The organism is Nocardioides marinquilinus, from assembly GCF_039543705.1.
Classification (GTDB): Bacteria; Actinomycetota; Actinomycetes; order Propionibacteriales; family Nocardioidaceae; genus Nocardioides; species Nocardioides marinquilinus.
Genome location: NZ_BAABKG010000001.1, coordinates 1 through 19,723, shown reverse-complemented (window position 1 = coordinate 19,723; position 19,723 = coordinate 1). Strand labels below are relative to the sequence as shown.

23 protein-coding genes are annotated in these 19,723 nt (G+C 75.4%); 14 read left to right on the top strand and 9 right to left on the bottom strand.

Annotation, left to right across the window (positions count from 1 at the left end; all coding sequences use genetic code 11):
• Positions 1–41 precede the first annotated feature (41 nt).
• Entirely contained in the window at positions 42–467 is a 426-nt protein-coding gene (locus ABEA04_RS00115) for a nuclear transport factor 2 family protein (RefSeq protein ID WP_345452986.1), read from the top strand.
• 37 nt (positions 468–504) lie between these two features.
• A complete protein-coding gene (locus ABEA04_RS00110) occupies positions 505–1,023 on the top strand; it encodes a hypothetical protein (protein ID WP_345452983.1) in 519 nt (172 codons plus the stop codon).
• Between the two features lie 36 nt (positions 1,024–1,059).
• Here ABEA04_RS00110 and ABEA04_RS00105 read toward each other — a convergent pair whose 3' ends face one another.
• Positions 1,060–1,272, bottom strand: a complete 213-nt coding sequence (locus ABEA04_RS00105) for a hypothetical protein (protein WP_345452981.1) — start codon at positions 1,270–1,272, stop codon at positions 1,060–1,062.
• 87 nt (positions 1,273–1,359) lie between these two features.
• Here ABEA04_RS00105 and ABEA04_RS00100 point away from each other — a divergent pair, with 87 nt between their 5' ends.
• Together ABEA04_RS00100 and ABEA04_RS00095 are read left to right on the top strand one after the other, a co-directional pair.
• Complete coding sequence (locus ABEA04_RS00100) at positions 1,360–1,875, top strand: hypothetical protein (protein ID WP_345452979.1); 516 nt, start codon at positions 1,360–1,362, stop codon at positions 1,873–1,875.
• Between the two features lie 65 nt (positions 1,876–1,940).
• Positions 1,941–4,088, top strand: a complete 2,148-nt coding sequence (locus tag ABEA04_RS00095) for a RecQ family ATP-dependent DNA helicase (RefSeq protein WP_345452976.1) — start codon at positions 1,941–1,943, stop codon at positions 4,086–4,088.
• A 12-nt stretch (positions 4,089–4,100) separates the two neighbouring features.
• Here ABEA04_RS00095 and ABEA04_RS00090 read toward each other — a convergent pair whose 3' ends face one another.
• The 3 genes from ABEA04_RS00090 to ABEA04_RS00080 are packed head-to-tail and all read right to left on the bottom strand — an operon-like array spanning position 4,101 to position 6,612.
• Positions 4,101–4,517: a cupin domain-containing protein gene (locus ABEA04_RS00090; RefSeq protein ID WP_345452973.1), complete on the bottom strand. Its 417-nt coding sequence runs from the start codon at positions 4,515–4,517 to the stop codon at positions 4,101–4,103.
• Between the two features lie 38 nt (positions 4,518–4,555).
• Entirely contained in the window at positions 4,556–5,377 is an 822-nt protein-coding gene (locus ABEA04_RS00085; protein WP_345452970.1) for a phosphoenolpyruvate hydrolase family protein, read from the bottom strand.
• The gene (locus ABEA04_RS00080) at positions 5,374–6,612 is read right to left on the bottom strand and encodes a Tm-1-like ATP-binding domain-containing protein (RefSeq protein ID WP_345452968.1); all 1,239 of its coding nucleotides are present in this window, start codon (positions 6,610–6,612) and stop codon (positions 5,374–5,376) included. Before ABEA04_RS00080 ends, ABEA04_RS00085 begins: the two co-directional genes overlap by 4 nt.
• A 111-nt stretch (positions 6,613–6,723) precedes the next feature.
• Here ABEA04_RS00080 and ABEA04_RS00075 point away from each other — a divergent pair, with 111 nt between their 5' ends.
• From ABEA04_RS00075 to ABEA04_RS00055, 5 genes are read left to right on the top strand one after another with little or no spacing between them, the layout of a single operon-like run.
• Positions 6,724–7,674, top strand: coding sequence for a hypothetical protein (locus ABEA04_RS00075; protein WP_345452964.1), 951 nt, complete (start codon positions 6,724–6,726; stop codon positions 7,672–7,674).
• Complete coding sequence (locus tag ABEA04_RS00070) at positions 7,650–8,537, top strand: LLM class flavin-dependent oxidoreductase (protein ID WP_345452961.1); 888 nt, start codon at positions 7,650–7,652, stop codon at positions 8,535–8,537. The genes ABEA04_RS00075 and ABEA04_RS00070 overlap by 25 nt, the downstream gene beginning before the upstream one ends.
• Before the next feature lie 18 nt (positions 8,538–8,555).
• Entirely contained in the window at positions 8,556–9,647 is a 1,092-nt protein-coding gene (locus tag ABEA04_RS00065; RefSeq protein WP_345452958.1) for a hypothetical protein, read from the top strand.
• Positions 9,648–9,686: 39 nt separating this feature from the next.
• A complete protein-coding gene (locus tag ABEA04_RS00060; protein WP_345452955.1) occupies positions 9,687–10,754 on the top strand; it encodes a hypothetical protein in 1,068 nt (355 codons plus the stop codon).
• A 27-nt stretch (positions 10,755–10,781) separates the two neighbouring features.
• Entirely contained in the window at positions 10,782–12,014 is a 1,233-nt protein-coding gene (locus ABEA04_RS00055; RefSeq protein WP_345452953.1) for an AAA family ATPase, read from the top strand.
• 15 nt (positions 12,015–12,029) lie between these two features.
• Here the strand turns inward: ABEA04_RS00055 and ABEA04_RS00050 are convergent, their stop codons facing one another.
• Positions 12,030–12,833 (bottom strand): deoxyribonuclease IV, encoded by an 804-nt coding sequence (locus tag ABEA04_RS00050; protein ID WP_345452950.1) that lies wholly within the window; start codon positions 12,831–12,833, stop codon positions 12,030–12,032.
• A 127-nt stretch (positions 12,834–12,960) separates the two neighbouring features.
• Between ABEA04_RS00050 and ABEA04_RS00045 the strand changes: the two genes are divergently transcribed.
• Positions 12,961–15,264, top strand: a complete 2,304-nt coding sequence (locus tag ABEA04_RS00045; protein WP_345452947.1) for an FHA domain-containing protein — start codon at positions 12,961–12,963, stop codon at positions 15,262–15,264.
• A 3-nt stretch (positions 15,265–15,267) separates the two neighbouring features.
• On the opposite strand, the gene ABEA04_RS00040 is transcribed toward ABEA04_RS00045, so the two are convergent.
• Both ABEA04_RS00040 and ABEA04_RS00035 read right to left on the bottom strand, forming a co-directional pair.
• Entirely contained in the window at positions 15,268–15,792 is a 525-nt protein-coding gene (locus ABEA04_RS00040) for a hypothetical protein (protein ID WP_345452944.1), read from the bottom strand.
• 186 nt (positions 15,793–15,978) lie between these two features.
• Positions 15,979–16,941 (bottom strand): serine/threonine-protein kinase, encoded by a 963-nt coding sequence (locus ABEA04_RS00035; RefSeq protein WP_345452942.1) that lies wholly within the window; start codon positions 16,939–16,941, stop codon positions 15,979–15,981.
• 237 nt (positions 16,942–17,178) lie between these two features.
• Between ABEA04_RS00035 and rpsF the strand changes: the two genes are divergently transcribed.
• The 4 genes from rpsF (at position 17,179) to rplI (ending at position 19,029) form a co-directional block, all read left to right on the top strand.
• The gene (gene rpsF, locus ABEA04_RS00030; protein ID WP_345452940.1) at positions 17,179–17,481 is read left to right on the top strand and encodes a 30S ribosomal protein S6; all 303 of its coding nucleotides are present in this window, start codon (positions 17,179–17,181) and stop codon (positions 17,479–17,481) included.
• Between the two features lie 150 nt (positions 17,482–17,631).
• The gene (locus ABEA04_RS00025) at positions 17,632–18,243 is read left to right on the top strand and encodes a single-stranded DNA-binding protein (protein WP_345452937.1); all 612 of its coding nucleotides are present in this window, start codon (positions 17,632–17,634) and stop codon (positions 18,241–18,243) included.
• 88 nt (positions 18,244–18,331) lie between these two features.
• A complete protein-coding gene (rpsR, locus tag ABEA04_RS00020) occupies positions 18,332–18,568 on the top strand; it encodes a 30S ribosomal protein S18 (RefSeq protein ID WP_345452934.1) in 237 nt (78 codons plus the stop codon).
• A 14-nt stretch (positions 18,569–18,582) separates the two neighbouring features.
• Positions 18,583–19,029, top strand: a complete 447-nt coding sequence (gene rplI / locus ABEA04_RS00015) for a 50S ribosomal protein L9 (RefSeq protein WP_345452931.1) — start codon at positions 18,583–18,585, stop codon at positions 19,027–19,029.
• On the opposite strand, the gene ABEA04_RS00010 is transcribed toward rplI, so the two are convergent.
• Together ABEA04_RS00010 and ABEA04_RS00005 are read right to left on the bottom strand one after the other, a co-directional pair.
• Positions 19,016–19,570, bottom strand: a complete 555-nt coding sequence (locus ABEA04_RS00010) for a hypothetical protein (protein WP_345452928.1) — start codon at positions 19,568–19,570, stop codon at positions 19,016–19,018. The genes rplI and ABEA04_RS00010 overlap by 14 nt on opposite strands.
• Before the next feature lie 21 nt (positions 19,571–19,591).
• A partial coding sequence (locus ABEA04_RS00005) for an integrase core domain-containing protein (RefSeq protein ID WP_345455570.1) occupies positions 19,592–19,723 on the bottom strand: 132 nt, incomplete at its 5' end.

The following is a 19,723-nucleotide window of genomic DNA, read 5'->3' as shown; positions in this document are numbered from 1 at the left end:
TCGCCCGAGCCGGGCGCCGTCGGAGGCGGTTGACTGGCGCGATGACCATCCCCGCGCCGGTCGCCGCCTGGCACCGCATCGCCGCCGCACCCGACCCCGCCGACCCCGCCACGGCCGCCGAGCTCGACGTCCTGCTGGCCGACCTGCTGGCCGACGACGTCGTCTTCCGCTCCCCGGCCGTGCACGCGCCGCAGGAGGGTCGCGCGATCACGACCGCCTACCTGCGCGCGGCGATGGTCGTGCTCGGCCCCACGCTGCGCTACCTCGACGAGTGGCACGCCGAGGGTCCGGACGGCGGCAGCGCGGTGCTCGAGTTCGCCTGCGAGGTCGGTGGCCGGGAGGTGCACGGCATCGACCAGCTGCGGTGGGGCGCCGACGGGCGGCTGACGTCGTTCACGGTGATGGTGCGACCGCTGCGCGCGCTCGAGGCGGTGATCGCGGGGATGGCGGCCGAGCTCGGCGCTTGAGCAGCAAAGTAATGTTGATTACATGATTACAACTGAGATGCAGGAAAGGGTGCGCGGCTGGTTCACCGGCCGGCTGCCCGAGGAGTGGACCGTCGAGCCGCCCGCTGTCGGGGTCGACCGCGAGGAGGTCACCGTCGTGGTGACGGTGGCCGACGTGGCGCTCGGCGACGCAGCGTCCGAGGCCGAGCGGGCCGAGGCGCGGGCCGGCCGGGCGCGGGCGTTCCGCGAGGAGACCCGCGAGGCCCGCATGGCGATCGCCCGCGAGGCCGAGCACCGCTTCGAGCGCAAGGTCTCGTGGGGCGTGCGGCTCGGCTCCGGCGACGGCGCCCACGAGGAGCTGTGGACCCACGTCTCGGCGCCCGTGATGACCCGGCTGCGGCAGCCGCAGCGGCAGGTGCTCGACACCCTGGTCGAGGCCGGCGTGGCCCGCTCGCGCTCCGACGCGCTGGCGTGGTGCGTGCGGCTGGTCGGCCAGCACGAGGGCGACTGGCTCGCCGAGCTGCGCACCGCGATGGCGTCGGTGGCCGACGTCCGCGACCGCGGCCCGGCTGCCTGACCGCGGCGCCGTTCCCGGCCGGCCCCGGCTCGAGACCTACCGGGGCGCGAGCACCGCGCAGAGCACCGGACGACGCGGCGCCTCGTTGCGACGTCCGAGGCTCGGGCGGGGGCGCACGGCGTTGGTGACGAAGAGGACCGGCGGGTCGCCGGGGGTTCCGGTGCCCGTGGCCGGCAGCTCGCTGAGGCGCACCGCGGTGCGGCGGGCGGGACGGGCCGGGGTCTGCGCGATGGTGCCGAGAGAGGTCATGGCGCCACTCTGCTCACCGGGGTTACGGAAGCCTTCCGGAAACGTGACGGGAGGCTGATCGGCCCCCGCTCCGGTTAGGTTCACGGCATGGCGAGGATGGAGCGGACCGACGCGCAACGGCTGGCCGACCGCGCCGAGGGGGCCGCCCGCGGGTTCGCCGTCCTCGCCGGCGTCGTGCTCTGCTTGGCGCTGCCGATGGCGTGGGTCGAGCGGCTGGAGGACGGCGTCCGCTCCGACGAGTACCTCTCCACTTGGGGCGCGTTGATCGCCCTGCTCAGCGACCAGAGCGGCGTCGGCGAGAACCTCGTCGCGCTGATCGGGGTGGTCGTGCTCGCCCTCGGCATCGCCGGCGCCGCCTACGTCGCGCTCTCGTGGCTCACCGCGGGTGTGGAGTACGACGGCGTCAGCCGCTACCTGCGCAACGGCTCGATGGTGCTGCTGCTCGCGGGCGCCGGGCTGCTGGCGCTGGGCGCCGGCATCATGGAGCCGGTGGGGCCGGGCGACGAGCCCTCGACCGGGCTGGGCCTCGGCGCCGGGCTGTGGGCGGTGCTCTTCCTGGCCTTGGCCCTCACGGCGCCGCGGCTCGTGCTGCCCCGCGACTGACCGCCGTCCGCGGCTGCCTGTGGAGAGCCGCCCGCGCTGTCGTGGCCCGCTGTTAGACAGGGGGCATGAGCAGCACCTCCACCCTGCCCGAGGCCGACGTCCGCGAGGCCGCCGAGCAGCACCTGCGTCGGCTGGTCGGGCGCGACGACGCCGTCCTGCACGACGACCAGTGGACGGCGATCGCGGCGCTGGTCGTCGAGCGTCGCCGGGCGCTGGTGGTGCAGCGCACCGGGTGGGGCAAGTCGGCGGTCTACTTCGTGGCCACGCTGCTGCTGCGCGCGCAGGGCGCCGGGCCGACGGTCATCATCTCGCCGTTGCTGGCGCTGATGCGCAACCAGATCGCCGCCGCCGAGCGCGCCGGCGTGCGGGCGGTCACGATCAACTCCACCAACCTCGAGCAGTGGGAGGAGTCGCACCGCGCCATCGCGAACGGTGAGGTCGACGTCCTGCTGGTGAGCCCCGAGCGGCTCAACAACCCGGGCTTCCGCGACGAGGTGCTGCCGCGGCTGGCCGCCACCTGCGGGCTGCTGGTGGTCGACGAGGCGCACTGCATCAGCGACTGGGGCCACGACTTCCGGCCCGACTACCGCCGCATCCGCACCCTGCTCGGCGAGCTGCCCGCCGGCATCCCGGTGCTGGCCACCACGGCCACGGCCAACGAGCGGGTCACCCACGACGTCGCCGAGCAGCTGCAGGCAGCCTCCTCCGAGCCGGTCGAGACGCTGCGCGGCTCGCTCGACCGCGCCTCGCTGCGGCTCGGCGTCGTGCGGCTGCGCACCGCGCAGCAGCGGCTGGCCTGGCTCGCCGACCACCTCGCCGAGCAGCAGGGCTCGGGCATCGTCTACTGCCTCACCGTGGCCGCCACCCGCGACGTCGCCGACTACCTGCGCTCGCGCGGCCACGACGTCGCCGCCTACTCCGGGCAGACCGAGCCCACCGAGCGGCTGGCCCTCGAGGAGGCGCTGGTCTCGGGGCGGCTGAAGGCGCTGATCGCCACCAGCGCGCTCGGCATGGGCTTCGACGCGACCCTCGGCTTCGTGGTCAACCTCGGCGCGCCGCAGTCGCCGGTGGCCTACTACCAGCAGGTGGGCCGGGCGGGGCGCGGCAGCGGCCTGCCGCCCGAGGGAGCCACGGTGGTGCTGCTGCCGGCCACCGAAGACCGCGACATCTGGGCCTACTTCGGCTCACTGAGCTTCCCGCCCGAGGTCCAGGTGCGCGAGACCCTCGCGGTGCTCGACGACGAGGGCGGTCCGCTCTCGACGCCGGCGCTCGAGACGCGGGTCGAGCTGAGCCGCACCCGCCTCGAGCAGATGCTCAAGGTGCTCGACGTCGACGGGGCAGTGCGCCGGGTGCGCGGCGGCTGGGAGTCGACCGGTCAGCCGTGGAGCTACGACGAGGAGCGCTACCGCCGGGTGCGCGAGGCCCGCGAGCGCGAGCAGCAGGCGATGCTCGACTACCTGGCCACCGACGGGTGCCGCATGCGGTTCCTGCGCCAGCAGCTCGACGACCCCTCGCCCGACGCCGCCGCCGACTGCGGGCGGTGCGACAACTGCGGCGGGCTCACCCTCGACACGGCGGTCTCCGACGCCGCGGTCGAGGAGGCCGAGCAGCGGCTCGCCCGCCCCGGCGTCGTCGTCGAGCCGCGCAAGATGTGGCCCACCGGCCTCGCCGCGATCGGCATCGGGCTCAAGGGCAGGATCACCGGCGCCGACGAGGGCCGCGCGGTCGCCCGGCTCACCGACCTCGGGCACGGCGCGGCGCTGCGGGCGCTGTTCGCCCCCGGGGCGGGCGACCAGCCGGTGCCCGACACGCTCGCGCGCGCGCTGGTCGAGGTGCTGATGGACTGGCGGCCCCGCGTCGACGGCCTCGTGGTGGTCGAGTCGCTGACCCGTCCGGCGCTGGTCGACGACCTGGCCGCCAACCTGTCGCGGTTCCTGAAGAAGCCGCTCGTCGGGCGCTACGCGATCGTCGACCCCGGCGTCGAGCCCGGCCGTGGCGCCATGAACTCCGCCCAGCGCGTCGCCACCGTCGGGCGGCGGTTCTCGCTGCAGCTCGACGACGCCGAGGTCCCAGGCGGCGACCTCACCGGCCGCACCCTGCTGCTGCTCGACGACCTCGTCGTCACCGGGTGGACGCTCACCGGCGCGGCCGTCGCGCTGCGCGAGCGCGGGGCCGACGCCGTCCTGCCGCTCACGCTCGCCGTCGAGCGCTGAGCGCCGCCGGGGCTACGGGGCGGTGGGCCGCTCCCAGACCGGCACCTCGCCCGCGGGCAGCTCGGTGAAGTCGGGCAGCCCGCGCAGGGCCTGCTCCTCGCCGCCGGGCGTGTAGGTGGCGATCAGCCGCAGCTGGCGCCACCCGGTGTTGAAGGTGGAGTGCAGCGTGCCGCGCGGCACCCAGATCGAGTCGCCGGCCACGATGTCGAACTCGGGGCCGTCGCCGACGGTCTGCCGGCCGGTGCCCTCGACGACGTAGAGCACCTCGTCGGCGTCGGGGTGCTCGTGGCGGTCGTGGCCCTTGGTGGGGTTGATGACGACCTCGCCGAAGGACGACGTCGCCCCCGGCACGGTGCTCGGGGAGACGAACCAGGTGATCGATCCCCAGTCGAGCACCATGGTCGGCAGGTCCAGCGGGCGTCGGTGCATCGGGGTCTCCTCGGGTGCGGGGTCGGGTGGTCCGGGGCTCAGACGGGGAGGTCCTTGAACTGCTGCAGCTGGTCGGCGATCGCGCGCTCGGTGGGCAGCCGCTCCATCGACGAGGCGCCGAAGAAGCCGACGACACCGGTGGTGCGCTCGAGCACGAAGCGGACGTCGTCCGGCTCGGCGATGGGGCCGCCGTGGCAGAGCACGAGCACGTCGGGGTTGATCGCGTGGGCGGCGTCGCACATCGCCTGCACCCGCTCGACCGACTCCTCGAGCGTGATGGCGGTGGTCGCGCCGATGGCGCCCTTGGTGGTCAGGCCCATGTGCGGCACGAGCACGTCGGCGCCGGCCTCGGTCATCGACTGCGCCTGCGCGACGTCGAAGACGTAGGGCGAGGTGAGCAGGTCGCGCTCGTGGGCCAGCCGGATCATCTCGACCTCGAGGTCGTAGCCCATGCCGGTCTCCTCGAGGTTGGCCCGGAAGACGCCGTCGACGAGCCCGACGGTCGGGAAGTTCTGCACGCCGGCGAACCCGGTGCGCGCCACCTCGTCGAGGAACTGCGGCATCAGCCGGAACGGGTCGGTGCCGCAGACGCCGGCCAGCACCGGCGTGCGCCGCACCACCGGCAGCACCTCGGCGGCCATCTCCATCACGATCGCGTTGGCGTCGCCGTACGGCATCATCCCGGCGAGCGACCCGCGCCCGGCCATCCGGAAGCGCCCGGAGTTGTAGATGATGATCAGGTCGGCGCCGCCGGCCTCGGCCGACTTGGCCGACAGCCCGGTGCCGGCGCCGGCGCCGACGACGGGCAGGCCCTGCTCGACCTGGCCGCGCAGTGCGGTGAGGGCCTCGGTGCGGTTCACGGGGTGTCTCCTTCGGTGCCTGAGATGAGGCCGTGCAGCCGCTGCGCCATGGCGCGGGCGAACGCAGGGGCGTTGACGTCGTCGTCGAGGTCGACGACCTCGACGGTGCCATCGAGCGCCTCGCGGAACGCCGCGGCCGCGGCGGTGTCGGCCTCGGGGTGCCAGAACGGGCCGTCGGGCACGTCGATGGCCGAGGTGCCGCCGGTGGGCACGAAGGCGACGACGGGGCCGGTGCTGCGCGCGACCCGCTCGCCGATGGTGCGGCCGATGCGGGTGGCCTCGTCGGGCGTGGTGCGCATCAGGGTGACGGTGTCGTTGTGCACCAGCAGGGTGCGGTCGGCGAACTGCGGGGGCACCGAGTCGCGCGGGCCGAAGTTGACCATGTCGACCGCGCCGAGGCTGACCACCTGCGGGACGCCGAGCTCGGCGGCGCCGGTGAGGCGGCCCGGTCCGGCCGAGAGCACGCCGCCGACGACCTCGTCGGCGATCTCGGTGGTGGTGAGGTCGAGCACGCCGGCGAAGAACCCGCTGCGCACCAGCGCCTCCATCGCCCGACCGCCCGAGCCCGTCGCGTGGAAGACGACGACGTCGTAGCCGAGCGACTCGAGCTCGGCCTTGGCGGTCTCGACCGCGGGCGTGGTGACGCCGAACATCGTGGCGGCGACGAGCGGCCGGCCGCCGGGGTCGGGCGCCTCGGTGCGGGCCTCGGCGTGGGCGCGGGCCATCGCGCCGACGGCGGCCGCGGCGTTGCGCAGCACGGCGCGCGAGATCACGTTGAGCCCGGCGAGGTCGACCACGCTGTGCATGAGGGTCAGGTCGCTCTCACCGACGTAGGCCGACACGTCGCCGCTGGCCATGGTCGAGACGAGCAGCTTCGGCATCCCGACCGGCAGCACCCGCACCACCTCGGCGACGACCGACGACCCGCCGCTGCCGCCGAGCCCGAGGACGCCGTCCACCTCGCCGCGCGCCACGAGGCCCTCGGTGAGCGTCGCCGCGCCGTGCGCCATCGTGCGCAGCGCCGCGCCGCGGTCGCCGGCCTCGCGCAGGGCGGCGAGGTCGCCCCCGCCGGCGGTGGCGACCTCGGCCGCCCCGAGGTCGGCCGGCACGTCGCTGCTGCCGAGCACACCGACGTCCATCACCAGCACGGTGGCGCCGTCGCGCTCGAGGCGCTCGCGCACGAACGCCACCTCGGCGCCCTTGGTGTCCAGGGTCCCCACGACGAGCACGGCCACGATCGGTCCTCCCTGGTGCGTCCGGTCCTCCTCGCCACCCTAGGGCGAGGTGAGGCCGGCTCGGGGGCGGGTTCGGGGGTGGACGACGTGCACGGCACCTACGCTGCGGTCGTGCGCACGCGAGCCGGTCAGGGCCTGCTGGTCGCCGCCGCCCTCGTCGCCGCGGCCGGCGGCCGTCACTGGGCCTACTGCGATGCCGACGTCCCCGGCGGCCTCGATCGCGGCGTGCTCCTCGCGGGGGTCCTGGCGGTGGTGCTGCTGGCCGCGCACGCCCTGCGGAGCGACGACACGGTGAGCCGGGTCGGGACGGCCGTCGCCGGCGGCCTGACCGTCGTCGTGCTGGTCGGAGGCCCGCTTGGTGGGGTCGGTGCCTCCCTGACCGGAGCCGGTGCCGCCGTGGCGCTCGCCGTCGCACTCGCGCGCGGTCCGGCCCGGACGACGGCCGCCGTCCTCGCTCAGTCGCTCGGAGCCGGTCTCGTCGTCCTCACTCTCGCAGCAGGACGGGCCTGGCAGACCGGGCTGGTGCTGCACCGGGACGAGGAGAGCATCGACTGGCTGTCGCTCTCGATCTACGCCGGCCTGGTGGCCCCTGTCGCGCTGCTGGTCGCCGTGACACGTCCCTCGTCGCGAGCGCTGCCCTGGCTCGGTGGGGCCGCCGTGGGTGCGCTGACCCTGGTGGCGGTCGCCGGCCCGTGGTACGCCAACACGGTCAACTACGTGGGTTGCAGTCCCGACGGCTCCATGGTCAGCACGCTCGTCGGCTACGACCCGACGCCGTGGTTCGATGCCGCGGTGCTGGTCGCCGCAGTGGCGCTGGCCGGCGCGTTCGTCCTCGCGTGGCACCGCACCGGCGGGGTGGCGCCGCGAGCGCTGCTGCTCGCGACGCTCGTCGCCGCCGTCCCGGCGTCCGTGCTCGCCCTCACCCGCGCCACGGCTCCCGAGTGGCCGCACGTCGCCGTCGCGGCCTGGACGCTGACGCTCGCGGGCGCCGCCCTCCTCGCGGCAGGGGAGCGGCCGCCACCCGTAGCCTCGGCGCCATGCGCTTCGGCATCACGATCCTGACCGACCAGCCGTGGGCCGAGGCCCGGCCGAGGTGGCAGGCGGCCGAGCAGCTCGGCTTCGACCACGCCTGGACCTACGACCACCTGGTGTGGGGCGGCCTGCCCGACTCGCCCTGGACCACCTCGACGCCGGTGCTCGGCGCCGCGGCCGCGGTGACGTCGTCCATCGGGCTCGGCACGCTGGTGAGCTCGCCGAACTTCCGCCACCCCTACCTGCTGCACCGCGACGCGCAGGCGCTGGAGTCGATCAGCGACGGCCGGTTCCTGCTCGGCGTGGGCACCGGCGGCAACCTCGACTCCGCCGTCCTCGGAGCCGACGAGCTGAGCCTGGGCGACCGCACGGCCCGCTTCCGCGAGCTGGTCGAGACGCTCGTGGCGCTGCGGGACGACGACCACGTGACCCGCGAGGGCCGTTGGTTCTCCGTGCGCGACGCCCGCACCCTGCCGCCGCTGCGCCGCACGCCGCTGCTGGTGGCGGCCAACGGACCCCGCTCGGTGCGGTTCGCGGCCACCGTCGGCGACGGGTGGGTCACCACCGGCCCGATGGCGGCCTCGCTCGACGCCTGGTTCGCGGGGCTGGCCGAGTCGGCCGAGGTCTTCGAGGCGGCGCAGGCCGAGGCCGGCCGCGCCGACCTGCCGCGCTACCTGCTGCTCGACTCCGCGCGCTACCTGCCCGACCAGGACCCCGGCACCGTGCGCACCTCGCTGGCCAGCGTCGACCTGTTCGCCGAGATGGTCGGTCGGGCGGCCGGGCTCGGGTTCACCGACGTCGTCGCCCACTGGCCGCGCCCCGAGGACCCCTACGCCGCCGACGAGGCGACGCTCGAGCGCGTCGCGAGCGAGGTGCTCCCCGCGATGCGCTGATCGCCCTACCCTCGCGGCATGACCACCACCCCGGTGCACACCCCCGTGACGGAGCCGAGGCCGTCCGGGCTGCGCCGCGACAGCGTGCTCGTCGCCCTCGGCTGTGCCCTCCTCTCCGCCGCGGTCGCCGTCTCGTCGCTGCGGGCGCGCACCACCAACGAGCTCGACTGGAGCGTCTTCGGCGTCGGCCTCGCCGCCACCGTCGGCCTGCTCGCCGTCGGGCTCGCCGCCCGGGTGCTGGTGAAGGACGCCGACGCCGCCCGCAACCTCACCGCGTGGCCGCTCAGCTTCGGCTCCGTGGCCGCGGCGATCGTGGTCGGCGTCTACTTCGAGGCCCCCGAGAACTACGCCTACATCGCGGGTGCGATCGTCGCCGCCGGCGGCGTGCTCGGCTACGTGCTCGCCCCCAGCGCGGCGCCGGCCCTCACCGCCACCGGCGGCCTCGCCCTGCTCTACGGCCAGGCGGCGAGCGACGTCCTCGACACCGACACCTCCGGCAGCGGCCTGACCTCGTTCGTGCTGGCCGTCGCGGCCTTCGTCGTCGTGGTCACCGCCCTGGCGTGGATGCTGCCGCCGGCGCGCATCGTCGTCCCGGTCACCGCCGGTGCGGGGGCCGTCGTCCTCTACGCCTTCGTGCTGCCGCTCGGCGCGATCGGCCTGGCCCTCGGCGGCGGGCTCGGCGGGTCGGGCCTCGGCGGGGGCGGCGGCCTCGACGACGACGTCTACGTCACCCTCGCCGCCTCCGCCGCGCTCGTCGTGCTGTGGCTGGTGGCCGGATACCTGAGCGACCACCCGGGCTTCAAGGTGCTGATCATCGCCATCACGGTGACCGTCGTCCCCTCGGCGACCCTGCTGCTCGCCGTCGAGCACCCCACCTGGTGGGCGCTGGTCCTCGGCGGCGTCGGCGGCGTCGTGCTCGTCGTCGTCGGTCTCGCCGGCCTCCGCTCCTCGGGCTCGTCGGGCTCCACCGGTACCTCCACCACCGGATCGGGCTCGCCGAACACCCCGCCCCACGGCTCGCCGTCCCCGCCGTCCACCCCGCCCTACGGCTCGTCCCCGGGCACCCCGCCCGGCGGCACCCCGCCCCCGCCGTCCTACCTCGGGCGCTGACCCGTCTCTTGTAAGCGACGGGTCGGCGAGGATGGGGGCGTGGACGACGGACGGCGGGTGGTGCTGCACGTGGGCGCGCCGAAGTCGGGCACCACGCACCTGCAGAGCCGCCTGAATCGCAACGCCGACGCGCTCGCCGCGCACGGTGTCCTGGTGCCGCGGGCGCCGGCCGACGACGGCCCCGCGAGCCTGGCGTTCCGCGCGGCCCTCGACCTGACCGGCGTCCGACTTGGACGGCCGCGCCGCTACACCGACGGCTGGTGGCCGCGGCTGGTCGAGGCGGTGACGACCCACGACGGCACGAGCGTGGTCAGCGACGAGGCACTCGTGCGCTGCACCGACGCCACCGCGGCCCGGGCGGTGCGCGACCTCGCGGCCGGCGGTGCCGAGGTGCACGTCGTCTACACCGCCCGCGACCTGGCCCGCCAGCTCGTCTCGGGGTGGCTCGAGGGCCTCAAGCACGGCCAGTCGCTCACCTACGGCGACTACCTCGCCCGCGCCCGCGACGGCGGACTCAAGCCGCTGCGCACCTACGACCTGCCCACCGTGCTGGCCCGGTGGGCCGGCGTGCTCGGCCACCCCGAGCGCGTGCACCTGGTGACGGTGCCGCCCGCCGGCGCCGACCGCGACCTGCTCTGGCAGCGCTTCACCGCCGCGGCGGGCCTCGACCCCGCCTGGGCGCCGCGGCCGGCGCGGCGCAGCAACGACGCCGTGGGCCTGCCCGAGGCGCAGTTCCTCCGCGCCCTGAACGAGCGGCTCGGGGACGACGCCCGCCGCGGCGGCCGCTGGCACGCCACGGTGCGCGACGTCGTCGTCGGGCGCGGCCTGGCCGGGCGTGACTCGCCGCGGGTCCGGCTCGACCCCGCCCACCACGGCTGGGTCGCCGCCCTCACCGCGACCTGGCTCGCCCAGGTGCGGGCGAGCGGCGTCGACGTCGTCGGCGACCTCGCCGACCTCGAGCCGGTGCGCACCGACGCCGCCGACTGGGTCGACCCCGACCGCGTCGTCCCCGCGGCGGTCGGGGCCGCCGACGCCGCCCTCGGCGCCCTCGCCGCCCTCGCCGCGCCGTCCGGTGAGCCTGTCGGACCTCCGGCTTATGATCGTTGATGAATCAGCGTTTCATCAGGAAGCATCATGATCCCGTCGCCCTACACGCCCGGTGAGGCACCGCCCGTCCTCGTCGGGCGCCACGAGCAGGTCGAGCGCGCCCGGGCCGACCTGGCGCTGATGGCCACCTACGGCCGCTTCCGGGGTCGGGTGCAGGTCGACGTCGGTTCGCGCGGGGTCGGCAAGACCTCGCTGCTCAAGGCGGTCCGCGACGCCGCGGCCGAGGCCGGCGCGGTCGTCGCCTGGGTCACCGCCCGCGGCGACGAGAGCCTGGTCGCCTCCCTCGGCCACGCCATCACCCGGGGCCTCGACGGCATCGGCGTCGACGTCGGTCCGCGCTCGCGGCTGCGCGACCGCGTGCAGTCGCTCAGCCTCGAGCTCGGCGCCGTCGGGGCCAGTGCGGGGGTCGAGCTCGACGTCGCGTCGTCCGACGACGCCGGCACCGGGGCGGCGTCCAGCGCCTTCGCCGACCTCGTCTCGGCGGCCGCCCTCGCCGCGCGCGAACGCGGCTCGGCCGGCCTGGTGCTGCTGGTCGACGAGATCCAGGCGGCGCCGCGGTCCGACCTGCGCACCTTCGCCTACGCCTGGCAGGAGCTGCAGCAGGCCACCCCCGAGCCGCCCGCCGTCGTCTTCGCCGCCGGTCTGCCCAACACCCCCGACGTGCTCACCGCCGCGGTCACCTTCAGCGAGCGGTTCGCCTTCCGCCACCTGCGTCGGCTCGCGGCCTCCGACGCCGTCGAGGTGCTGGAGGGCCCCGCGCGGGCGGTCGGCGTCACGTGGTCACCGGCGCTGCGCGACGCGGTCGTGGCCCTCGCCGACGGCTACCCCTACTTCCTGCAGCTCTACGGCGACGCGGTGTGGCAGGCCGGCCGGCCCGACGACGGCAGCGAGCTCGACGCCGTCCTGCTCGACGACGCACGCGACCGCGTCGCCACCGAGCTCGACACGATGTTCCGTGCCCGCTGGTCGGTCGCCTCGCCGGGCGAGCGGCGGCTGCTGGTGGCCATGGCCGAGCTGACCGGCGAGGCCGCCGACGCCGCCGCCACCACCGCCGCCGCGACGTCGTCCGGCCCCGAGGCGCCGGAGCAGCCGGTGCGGCGGGCCGCCATCGCCGAGCGGCTCGGCGTCACCAGCAACGACCTCAGCGAGCCGCGCCGCAGCCTGCTCGACAAGGGCCTGGTCGAGGCGGCCGAGCGGGGTCGGCTGCGCTTCACCGTGCCGGGGTTCGCCGCGTTCGTGCGGCGCGAGTCGGGCGGCTGACCGCTCGGGCGGGGCTCAGACCCGCTCGCGCAGCCAGGCGAGGTCGGCGGTGTGCTCGGCCGCGCCGCCGGGCGTCTCGAGCACCACCGGGGCGTCGGCCTCGCGCACCACGGCCGCCAGCAGCTCGGCGTCGATGCGGCCCGCGCCGAGGTTGGCGTGCCGGTCGGCGCCGGAGTCGGCGTCGTCGCGGCTGTCGTTGCAGTGCACGAGGTCGATGCGGCCGGTGATGGCGCGCACGGCCTCGACGACGCCCACGAGGTCGATGCCGCCGGCGTGGGCGTGGCAGGTGTCGAGGCAGAACCCGACCTGCTCGAAGCCCTCGGCCGTCGAGATGGCCTCCCACACCCGGCCGATGCGGTCGAGGTGGCGCGCCATGGCGTTGTCGCCGCCCGCGGTGTTCTCGATGAGCAGCGGCAGCTTCAGGTCGGTGGCCGCGATGGCCTTGCGCCAGTTGTCGAACCCCTTCTCGGGGTCGTCGGACTTGTTGACGTGCCCGCCGTGGACGATCAGGCCCTTCGCGCCGATGGACGCCGCCGCGTCGACGTGCTGCTGCAGCAGCTTGCGGCTCGGGATGCGGATGCGGTTGTTCGTGGTGGCCACGTTGATCAGGTAGGGCGCGTGCACGTAGAGGTCGACGCCGGCGGCCGCGGCGTCGTCGCGCAGCGCCTCGGCCCCACCGGTGTAGGCGACCACGGGACCGTCGTAGCTCTGCGGGTCGCCCAGGAAGAACTGCACCAGCGGCGCCTGCCGCGCGCGGGCCTCGGCGATCGGGTCGACCTGGTCGACGTGGGCGCCGAACCGGAGGGGGGAGGCAGCCATGGGAGACACTGTAGGGAGCACGACCGACAGCCCCGGTGGGCCCACCTGCGGAGGGTGTAGCCGCCCCGGTCATCGGGCATGACACCGGACGCCGGCTCCCCCGCCCGGCGAGGGAGGACCAGCGACGATGGCCAACGCGTCACACGGCATCCGCATCGAGCACGGCCGGCAGGTCTGGACCGCCGAGCAGGCGCGGGTCTTCCGCATCGGCCGCGACCGCACCGCCGACGTCGTCGTCCCCGACCCCACGGTCTCGCGCCGCCAGGCCGAGATCCGCGCCCTCGGCGAGGGCTGGGAGATCGTCGACCTCGGCAGCGCCCAGGGCACCTGGGTCGACGGACGCCGCGTCGAGCGCGCCGACCTGCGCGGCACCGCCACCGTCGGCTTCGGCGACCGCGGCCAGGCCTTCGTGCTCACCGTGACCGTGACGCCGCTCGGCACCGCCGTGCCACCGCCTCCTGCGGGCCCACCCCCGGTGCCCGCCCCGGTCACCTCCCTCGCGGTGGCGCCCGTGCCGCCCCCGCCGACCAACCCGTTCGCCCCTACGCCTCCGCCGCCGGGTCACGCGGCGGCGATGCCGCCGGCCGGCCCGCCGCCGGTCGCGCCCGTCGGCCCCGGCGTCCCGCCCGCCGGCCACGCCGCCGGCCCGCCCGCCGTGCCGCCCGGTCCGCCCGGTCCGTCCGGTCCGTCCGGGCCCGGCGGGGCGTTCCGACCCGCACCCGTGCCGGCGCCGTTCACCTCCGCCGGCGAGCGCAGCCCGCTCGAGACGCCGACGATGATCACCGGCCCGCTGGCCCCCGGCTTCGCCGGCGCCGGGCCCGGCCTGCTGGTGCGCCGCCGGCTCGACGACGACCTGCGGTTCCCGCCCGGCCGCGCGGCGCGCATCGGCCGCGACCCCTCGCTCGAGATCGTCACCGACGACGTCGCCGTCTCGCGCCACCACGCGGTCATTGAGCCCCGCCCCGACGGCTGGTGGTACGTCGACCGCTCCACGTCGGGCTCGTTCGTCGACGACGAGCCGGTCACCGAGGTGCACGTCGAGGAGCCGACCGTCATCAGCCTCGGGCACCCGACGGCCGGCTACGAGATCGAGGTCGTGCCCGTGGTGGCGGCCGGCGAGGCGATCGCCGCGGCCACGCGCCGCAAGCGCCGCAGGACGCTCGCGCTCGTGGGCGCCGCCACGGCCGCCGTCCTGGTGCTGGCCGGTGTCGGCGTCGGCGTCTGGGCGCTCACCGACGACGACGGCGCCGAGACCGCCGGCGACGGCTCGGGCACCTCGGCCCCCACCGACCCCTCGGCCCAGCGCGAGGCCGCGCTCGACCGCGCCAAGGCGGCCGCCGTGCTGCTGCAGGCCTTCGACGACTCCGACCGGCTGCTGTGGTCGGGCTCGGGCAGCATCATCAGCGACGACGGGCTGATCCTGACCAACGCGCACGTCGGCGACCCCGACGCCCCCGGCCAGACCACCGGGCAGGACGACCCCGCCTACCTCACCGTCTCGCTCACCAACGGCTCCGACGACGGCGCCCCGGCCGCGGCCGCCTACCGCGCCGAGCCGATCGTCTCCGACGGCTACCTCGACGTCGCCGTCCTGCGCATCGCCTCCGACGCCGAGGGCCGGCCGGTCGAGGCGGCCGACCTCGATCTCCCCGAGCCGCTGCCCGTCGGCGACAGCGACGAGCTGCGCACCGGCGACCGCATCATCGCCCTCGGCTACCCCGCCATCGGCAACGTGCTCGCCCAGGGCGACCGACCGCTCACCGTCACCGAGGGCGTCGTCGCCACCTTCCAGGCCGACCCCGTCGTCGGCACCGAGCGCGGCGCCATCGACAGCGACGTGCGCCTCGGCTCCGGCAACTCCGGCGGCCCCTCGATCAACGAGGACGGCGAGATCATCGGCCTCAACACCCGGGTCGTCACCGCCGCCTCGATGGACGCCGGCGCCATCACCCAGGGCTCGGCGCTCATCGTCCCGGTGAACCTGGCGTCCGAGGTCATCGACATCGCCCGCTCCGGCGGCGACCCCTCCTACGTCTCGCCCTACCTCGACGACCTGCCCGAGCCGCCGACGGTCACCGGCGACAGCCAGGTGGTCTCGGCGGGCTGGGCCAAGCAGGGCGAGGAGGGCGAGTGCGACGGCCGCAGCACGCCGTCGTCCCCGCAGACCGTCGACGGCGTCGCGGCCGGCGACCAGCTCTTCGCCGAGTACGTCGTGCGCGGCGCGCCGTCCGGGCTGCCCATCTCGGTCGACTTCGTCAACGCCGAGGGCGTGCGCATCGACTCGCTCACCGGCTCGTGGGGCGGCGGGCCCGAGGCCACCTGCATCCAGGCGCCGTTCACCCTCGAGGAGTCCGAGAGCGAGATCACCGCGGTGATGCAGCTCGGCCAGGGCGAGGAGATCTCGGCGCGCAACCCCGTCAGGCTGCGCTGAGCCTCACTCGTCGTCGACGGGGAACTGCACCTCGGGCAGCAGGTCGCCCGCGACCCGCAGGGCGTCGTCGTCCGACGCGTTGCCGGTGACGTCGACGACGACCGAGTCGCCGCCGGAGAAGACGAAGCCCTGCGGCGAGATGCCGACGCAGGTGAAGGCGATGTCGCCGGCCTCGATGTCGGTCACCGGGGTCTCGCAGTTGTCGCGGGTGCCGGTGGCGTACTCCTCGGCGTCGACCGTGATCGGCACGAAGCTGAGCAGCACGGTGGCGTCACCGGCCCGGAAGCTGCAGCCCCCGGGTCCGCCCGCCACCAGCTCGGCGTCGGCCCCGGTGGCCTCGCTGACGGCCTCGACGCTGAGGAACGGGCACGCGCCGGCGCCGGCGCCGTTGTCACCCGGCCCCTGGTCGTCGTTGACGTCGCTCGCCGCGCCGGAGGCGGACGGGTCGGAGGCCTCGTCGTCGTCCCCGCCGCACCCGGAGAGGGCGAGGGCGGCGAGCAGGGTCAGGGCGGCGGGGAGGGCGCGCATGCTGGCAACCTAGTGAGGCGGACGGGTCGGCAGCATCGCGGCGCGCAGGCGCACCCGGAGCGCGAGCACGAGCGCCAGGGCGGCGCCGCGCCAGGTGGAGTCGGGGGAGACGGAGGACATCGGTCCAGTCTCCGCACCACCGGCGAGGGGAGAACACCCCTCCGGGTGCGTTCCCCGCGCGACGGCTCACCCCCCGAGCAGCCGCCAGCCGGCCGCCCCGGACGCCGCGCACGAGCCCGCGAAGGCGGCGGCGAGCAGCGCGCGCTCGCGCCACGGCGAGGCGGGCCGCGCCCGCGCGTGGCGCCGCGCCGCCGGCAGCGGCACGCGGGCGGCGTCCAGGGGAGCGAGCCGGTCGGGCACGGTGGGGAAGACGTCGCCGGGCCAGGTCCCGCACTGCGCCAGGCGGGCGCGGGCCGCCACCGCGCTGCGCGGACGCCGGTCGGGTTCGGCGGCGCAGAGGTCGGCGACGAGCGCGGCCAGCGCTCCCTGCGGCCGCACCCCGAGCATGACCCGCGCGGTGAGCCCGACGCCGTAGAGGTCCTGGCGCGGGTCGGGCGCGGCGCCGGCCAGCTGCTCGGGCGCGGCGTAGCCGTCGGTTCCGACGACGTCGCCCGGCGCGTCGGGCACGCCGCCGACCCGCGCCGCCACCCCGAAGTCGCCGATGCGCAGGTGGGGCGGGCCGTCACCGGTGGCCTTGAGCAGCAGGTTGGCGGGCTTGAGGTCGCGGTGCACGACGCCGGCCGCGTGCACCGCCGCCAGCCCGTCGAGCAGCTGGGCGAGCAGCCGGACGACGTAGCCCGCTGGCAGCGCGCCGTGCTCGGCCAGCAGGTCGGCCACCGAGCCGCCGTGGGCCAGCGGCATCGCGAAGGCCACGCGGTCGTCGTCCGCGCACCAGCCGGTGGGGGCCGCGACGTGCGGGTGGTCGATGCGCACGCCCTGCTCCTGCACGAACCGCAGCAGCCGCGGCGCGTCGGGCCGGTCGAGCAGCTTGACGGCCACGAACCGCAGCTCGCGCAGGTCCCACGCCCGCCACACCGTGCCCATGCCGCCCGCGCCGATGCGGTCGAGCAGCTGGTAGCGCCCCCCGAGCGGCGTGAGGACGGCGGCCGGCGCGGGCGGGGCGGCGCTGCGGGGGCGGACGGCGGGCATGCCCCGACGCTGCCACGCCGGCGCCGCGCGTGCGTCGCGTCGTCCACAGGCCCCGGCCGGACGGCGTCCCGCGGGATTTCGGGGGCCGTGGTGGCCCCTGTTAGCCTGACCTGTCCTCGCGAGCGGCCCACCGACGGGTCTCGAGCGGGGCCGTGTGCCCCGGTCACCGGGGCGTGCATAGCCCTCCTGCCACGGAGATGCCGTGGCCGCCGAGTCCACAGGAGGTGGAGCAGCGCTGTGCGTAGCTATGAAGTGATGGTCATCCTGGACCCCAGTGTCGAGGAGCGGACCGTCGAGGCGTCCCTCAAGCGTTACACCGATCTCGTCACCAAGGACGGTGGCACGGTCGAGAAGTTCGAGGTCTGGGGCCGTCGTCGCCTCGCCTACGAGATCCAGAAGCACGCCGAGGGCGTGTACGCGATCCTCAACGTGCGTGCCGAGCCCGCCACGGTCAAGGAGCTCGACCGCCAGCTCGGTCTGAACGAGACCGTGCTGCGCACCAAGGTCATCCGTCCCGACGCTCCGGCCGCCACGGTCTGAGCCCGTCCGGGCCCCGCACCCGCCACGCCCGCTCGCGACTCTCGTCGCCGGCGGCCTGTGGATGGCGCTGCGCGATGTCGGTGCCGCAGGTCACGATGACCTCGACATCCCCGGCGTCCCCGGGCCCAGCACCCTCCAGGAGAACCTGACATGGCAGGCGAGACCGTCATCACCGTGGTCGGCAACCTCACCGACGACCCCGAGCTGCGCTTCACCCCCTCCGGCGCGGCGGTGGCCAACTTCACCGTGGCCTCCACCCCCCGCACGTTGAACAAGCAGACCAACGAGTGGGAGGACGGCGAGGCGATGTTCCTCCGCTGCTCCATCTGGCGCCAGGCGGCCGAGAACGTCGCCGAGTCGCTCCAGAAGGGCGCGCGGGTCATCGTCCAGGGCCGCATGCGGGCCCGCACGTGGGAGACCCGTGAGGGCGAGAAGCGCACCTCGTTCGAGATCGACGTCGACGAGATCGGTCCCTCGCTCCGCTGGGCCACCGCGAAGGTGGCCCGCGCGGGCCGCACCAGCGGTGGCGGCGGCTACGGCGGCGGCCAGTCGTCGCAGGGCGGCGGCTACGGCGGCGGCCAGTCGTCGCAGGGCGGCCAGTCCGGTGCTCCCGCCGACGACCCGTGGGCCACCCCCGCGCCGTCCCAGGGCGGCGGTCAGGGCGGCGGCGCGCAGAGCGGCCAGGCCGGCCAGGGCGGTCAGCGTCCCGGCAACGACCCGTGGGGCGCACCCGGGGTCGGCTCCGACGAGCCGCCCTTCTGAGGGTCCCCCCCTCACCCACCCACCATCCACCTCACCATTCCGTCCCGGCCTCGTGGCCGGGCCGGGCTTCTAGAAGGGAAGCACCACAATGGCCAAGGCAGTGATGCGCAAGCCGAAGAAGAAGGTTTGCCAGTTCTGCAAGGAGAAGGCGACCGGTGTCGACTACAAGGACACCAACCTGCTCCGCAAGTTCATCTCCGACCGCGGCAAGATCCGCGCGCGTCGGGTCACCGGCAACTGCGTGCAGCACCAGCGCGACGTCGCGATCGCGGTCAAGAACGCGCGCGAGCTCGCCCTGCTGCCCTACACCTCCGCCGGTCGCTGAGGAAGGACGCGAACATGAAGCTCATCCTCACCCAGGAGGTCGACGGTCTCGGCTCGCCCGGTGACATCGTCGAGGTCAAGGACGGCTACGGCCGCAACTACCTGATCCCGCGCAACGTCGCGGTCCGCTGGACCCGTGGCGGTCAGAAGCAGGTCGACTCGATCAAGGCAGCCCGCGCGAGCCGCGCGGTGCGCGACGCCTCGCACGCCGAGGCCCTCGTGGCCAAGCTCGAGGGCGAGCCGGTCGACGTCAAGGTCCGCGCCGGTGCCGGCGGCCGCCTGTTCGGCGCCGTCACCGTCGGCGACATCGCCCAGGCGCTCACCGAGCGTGCCGGCGAGCAGGTCGACAAGCGCACGATCGTGGTCACCAACCCGATCAAGACGCTCGGGGCGCACACCGTCACCGTGCGGCTGCACGACGAGGTCGCGGCCACCGTCGCCCTCAACGTCATCCCGAGCTGACGTCGTCCGGCGAGGGGGCCGGCTCACCGCCGGCCCACCTCCGCCCGGAGTGCCAGAAGCCCAGCACGACGACGACCGTCGGCACGAGCGCCACCGCCGCGCCGGCGGCGTCGTCGAGCTGGTTCAGGCCCCCTCCGAAGACCAGGGCGGGCAGCAGCACCACCACCAGGCCACCGCCGGCGACGACCCGCCAGCAGGTGCCCGCCACCCGGTCGCCGGCCGCCGTCGCGGCGCCGGCCAGGCCCAGGCCCAGCACCACGAAGAACCCCAGGCGCGGCAGGTTCGCCGCCCAGGCCAGTGACTCGTCGGCGTCCTCGAGCGCCTCGACGACCACGGGCAACCACAGCGGCACCGACGCCACGGCCGCCACCACGCTCACGGCGCGGAGTGCACCCCGCAGCGGCATCGCGCGCGGCAGGTCGCGCACGCCCAGCAACACCAGCAGCCACCCCAACGGGTCGGCCAGCAGGTCGAACCCGCCGGCCGGCGCCTCGAGCAGCAGCACGACGACGCCCATCGCGATCGCCTGCAGCGGCCTCACCGGCACCTCACCCGGCCCAGGCTAGGTGTGATGCCCAGCCAGGTTGTTCAACCGGTTGATGGGTGGTTGGCCTGCGAGGGCTGAGTGGGGCCGGTGGTGGTTGTACTGGTGCAGCCATCCTGCCAGGGCTGCTCGGCGGGCGTTTTCGGACGT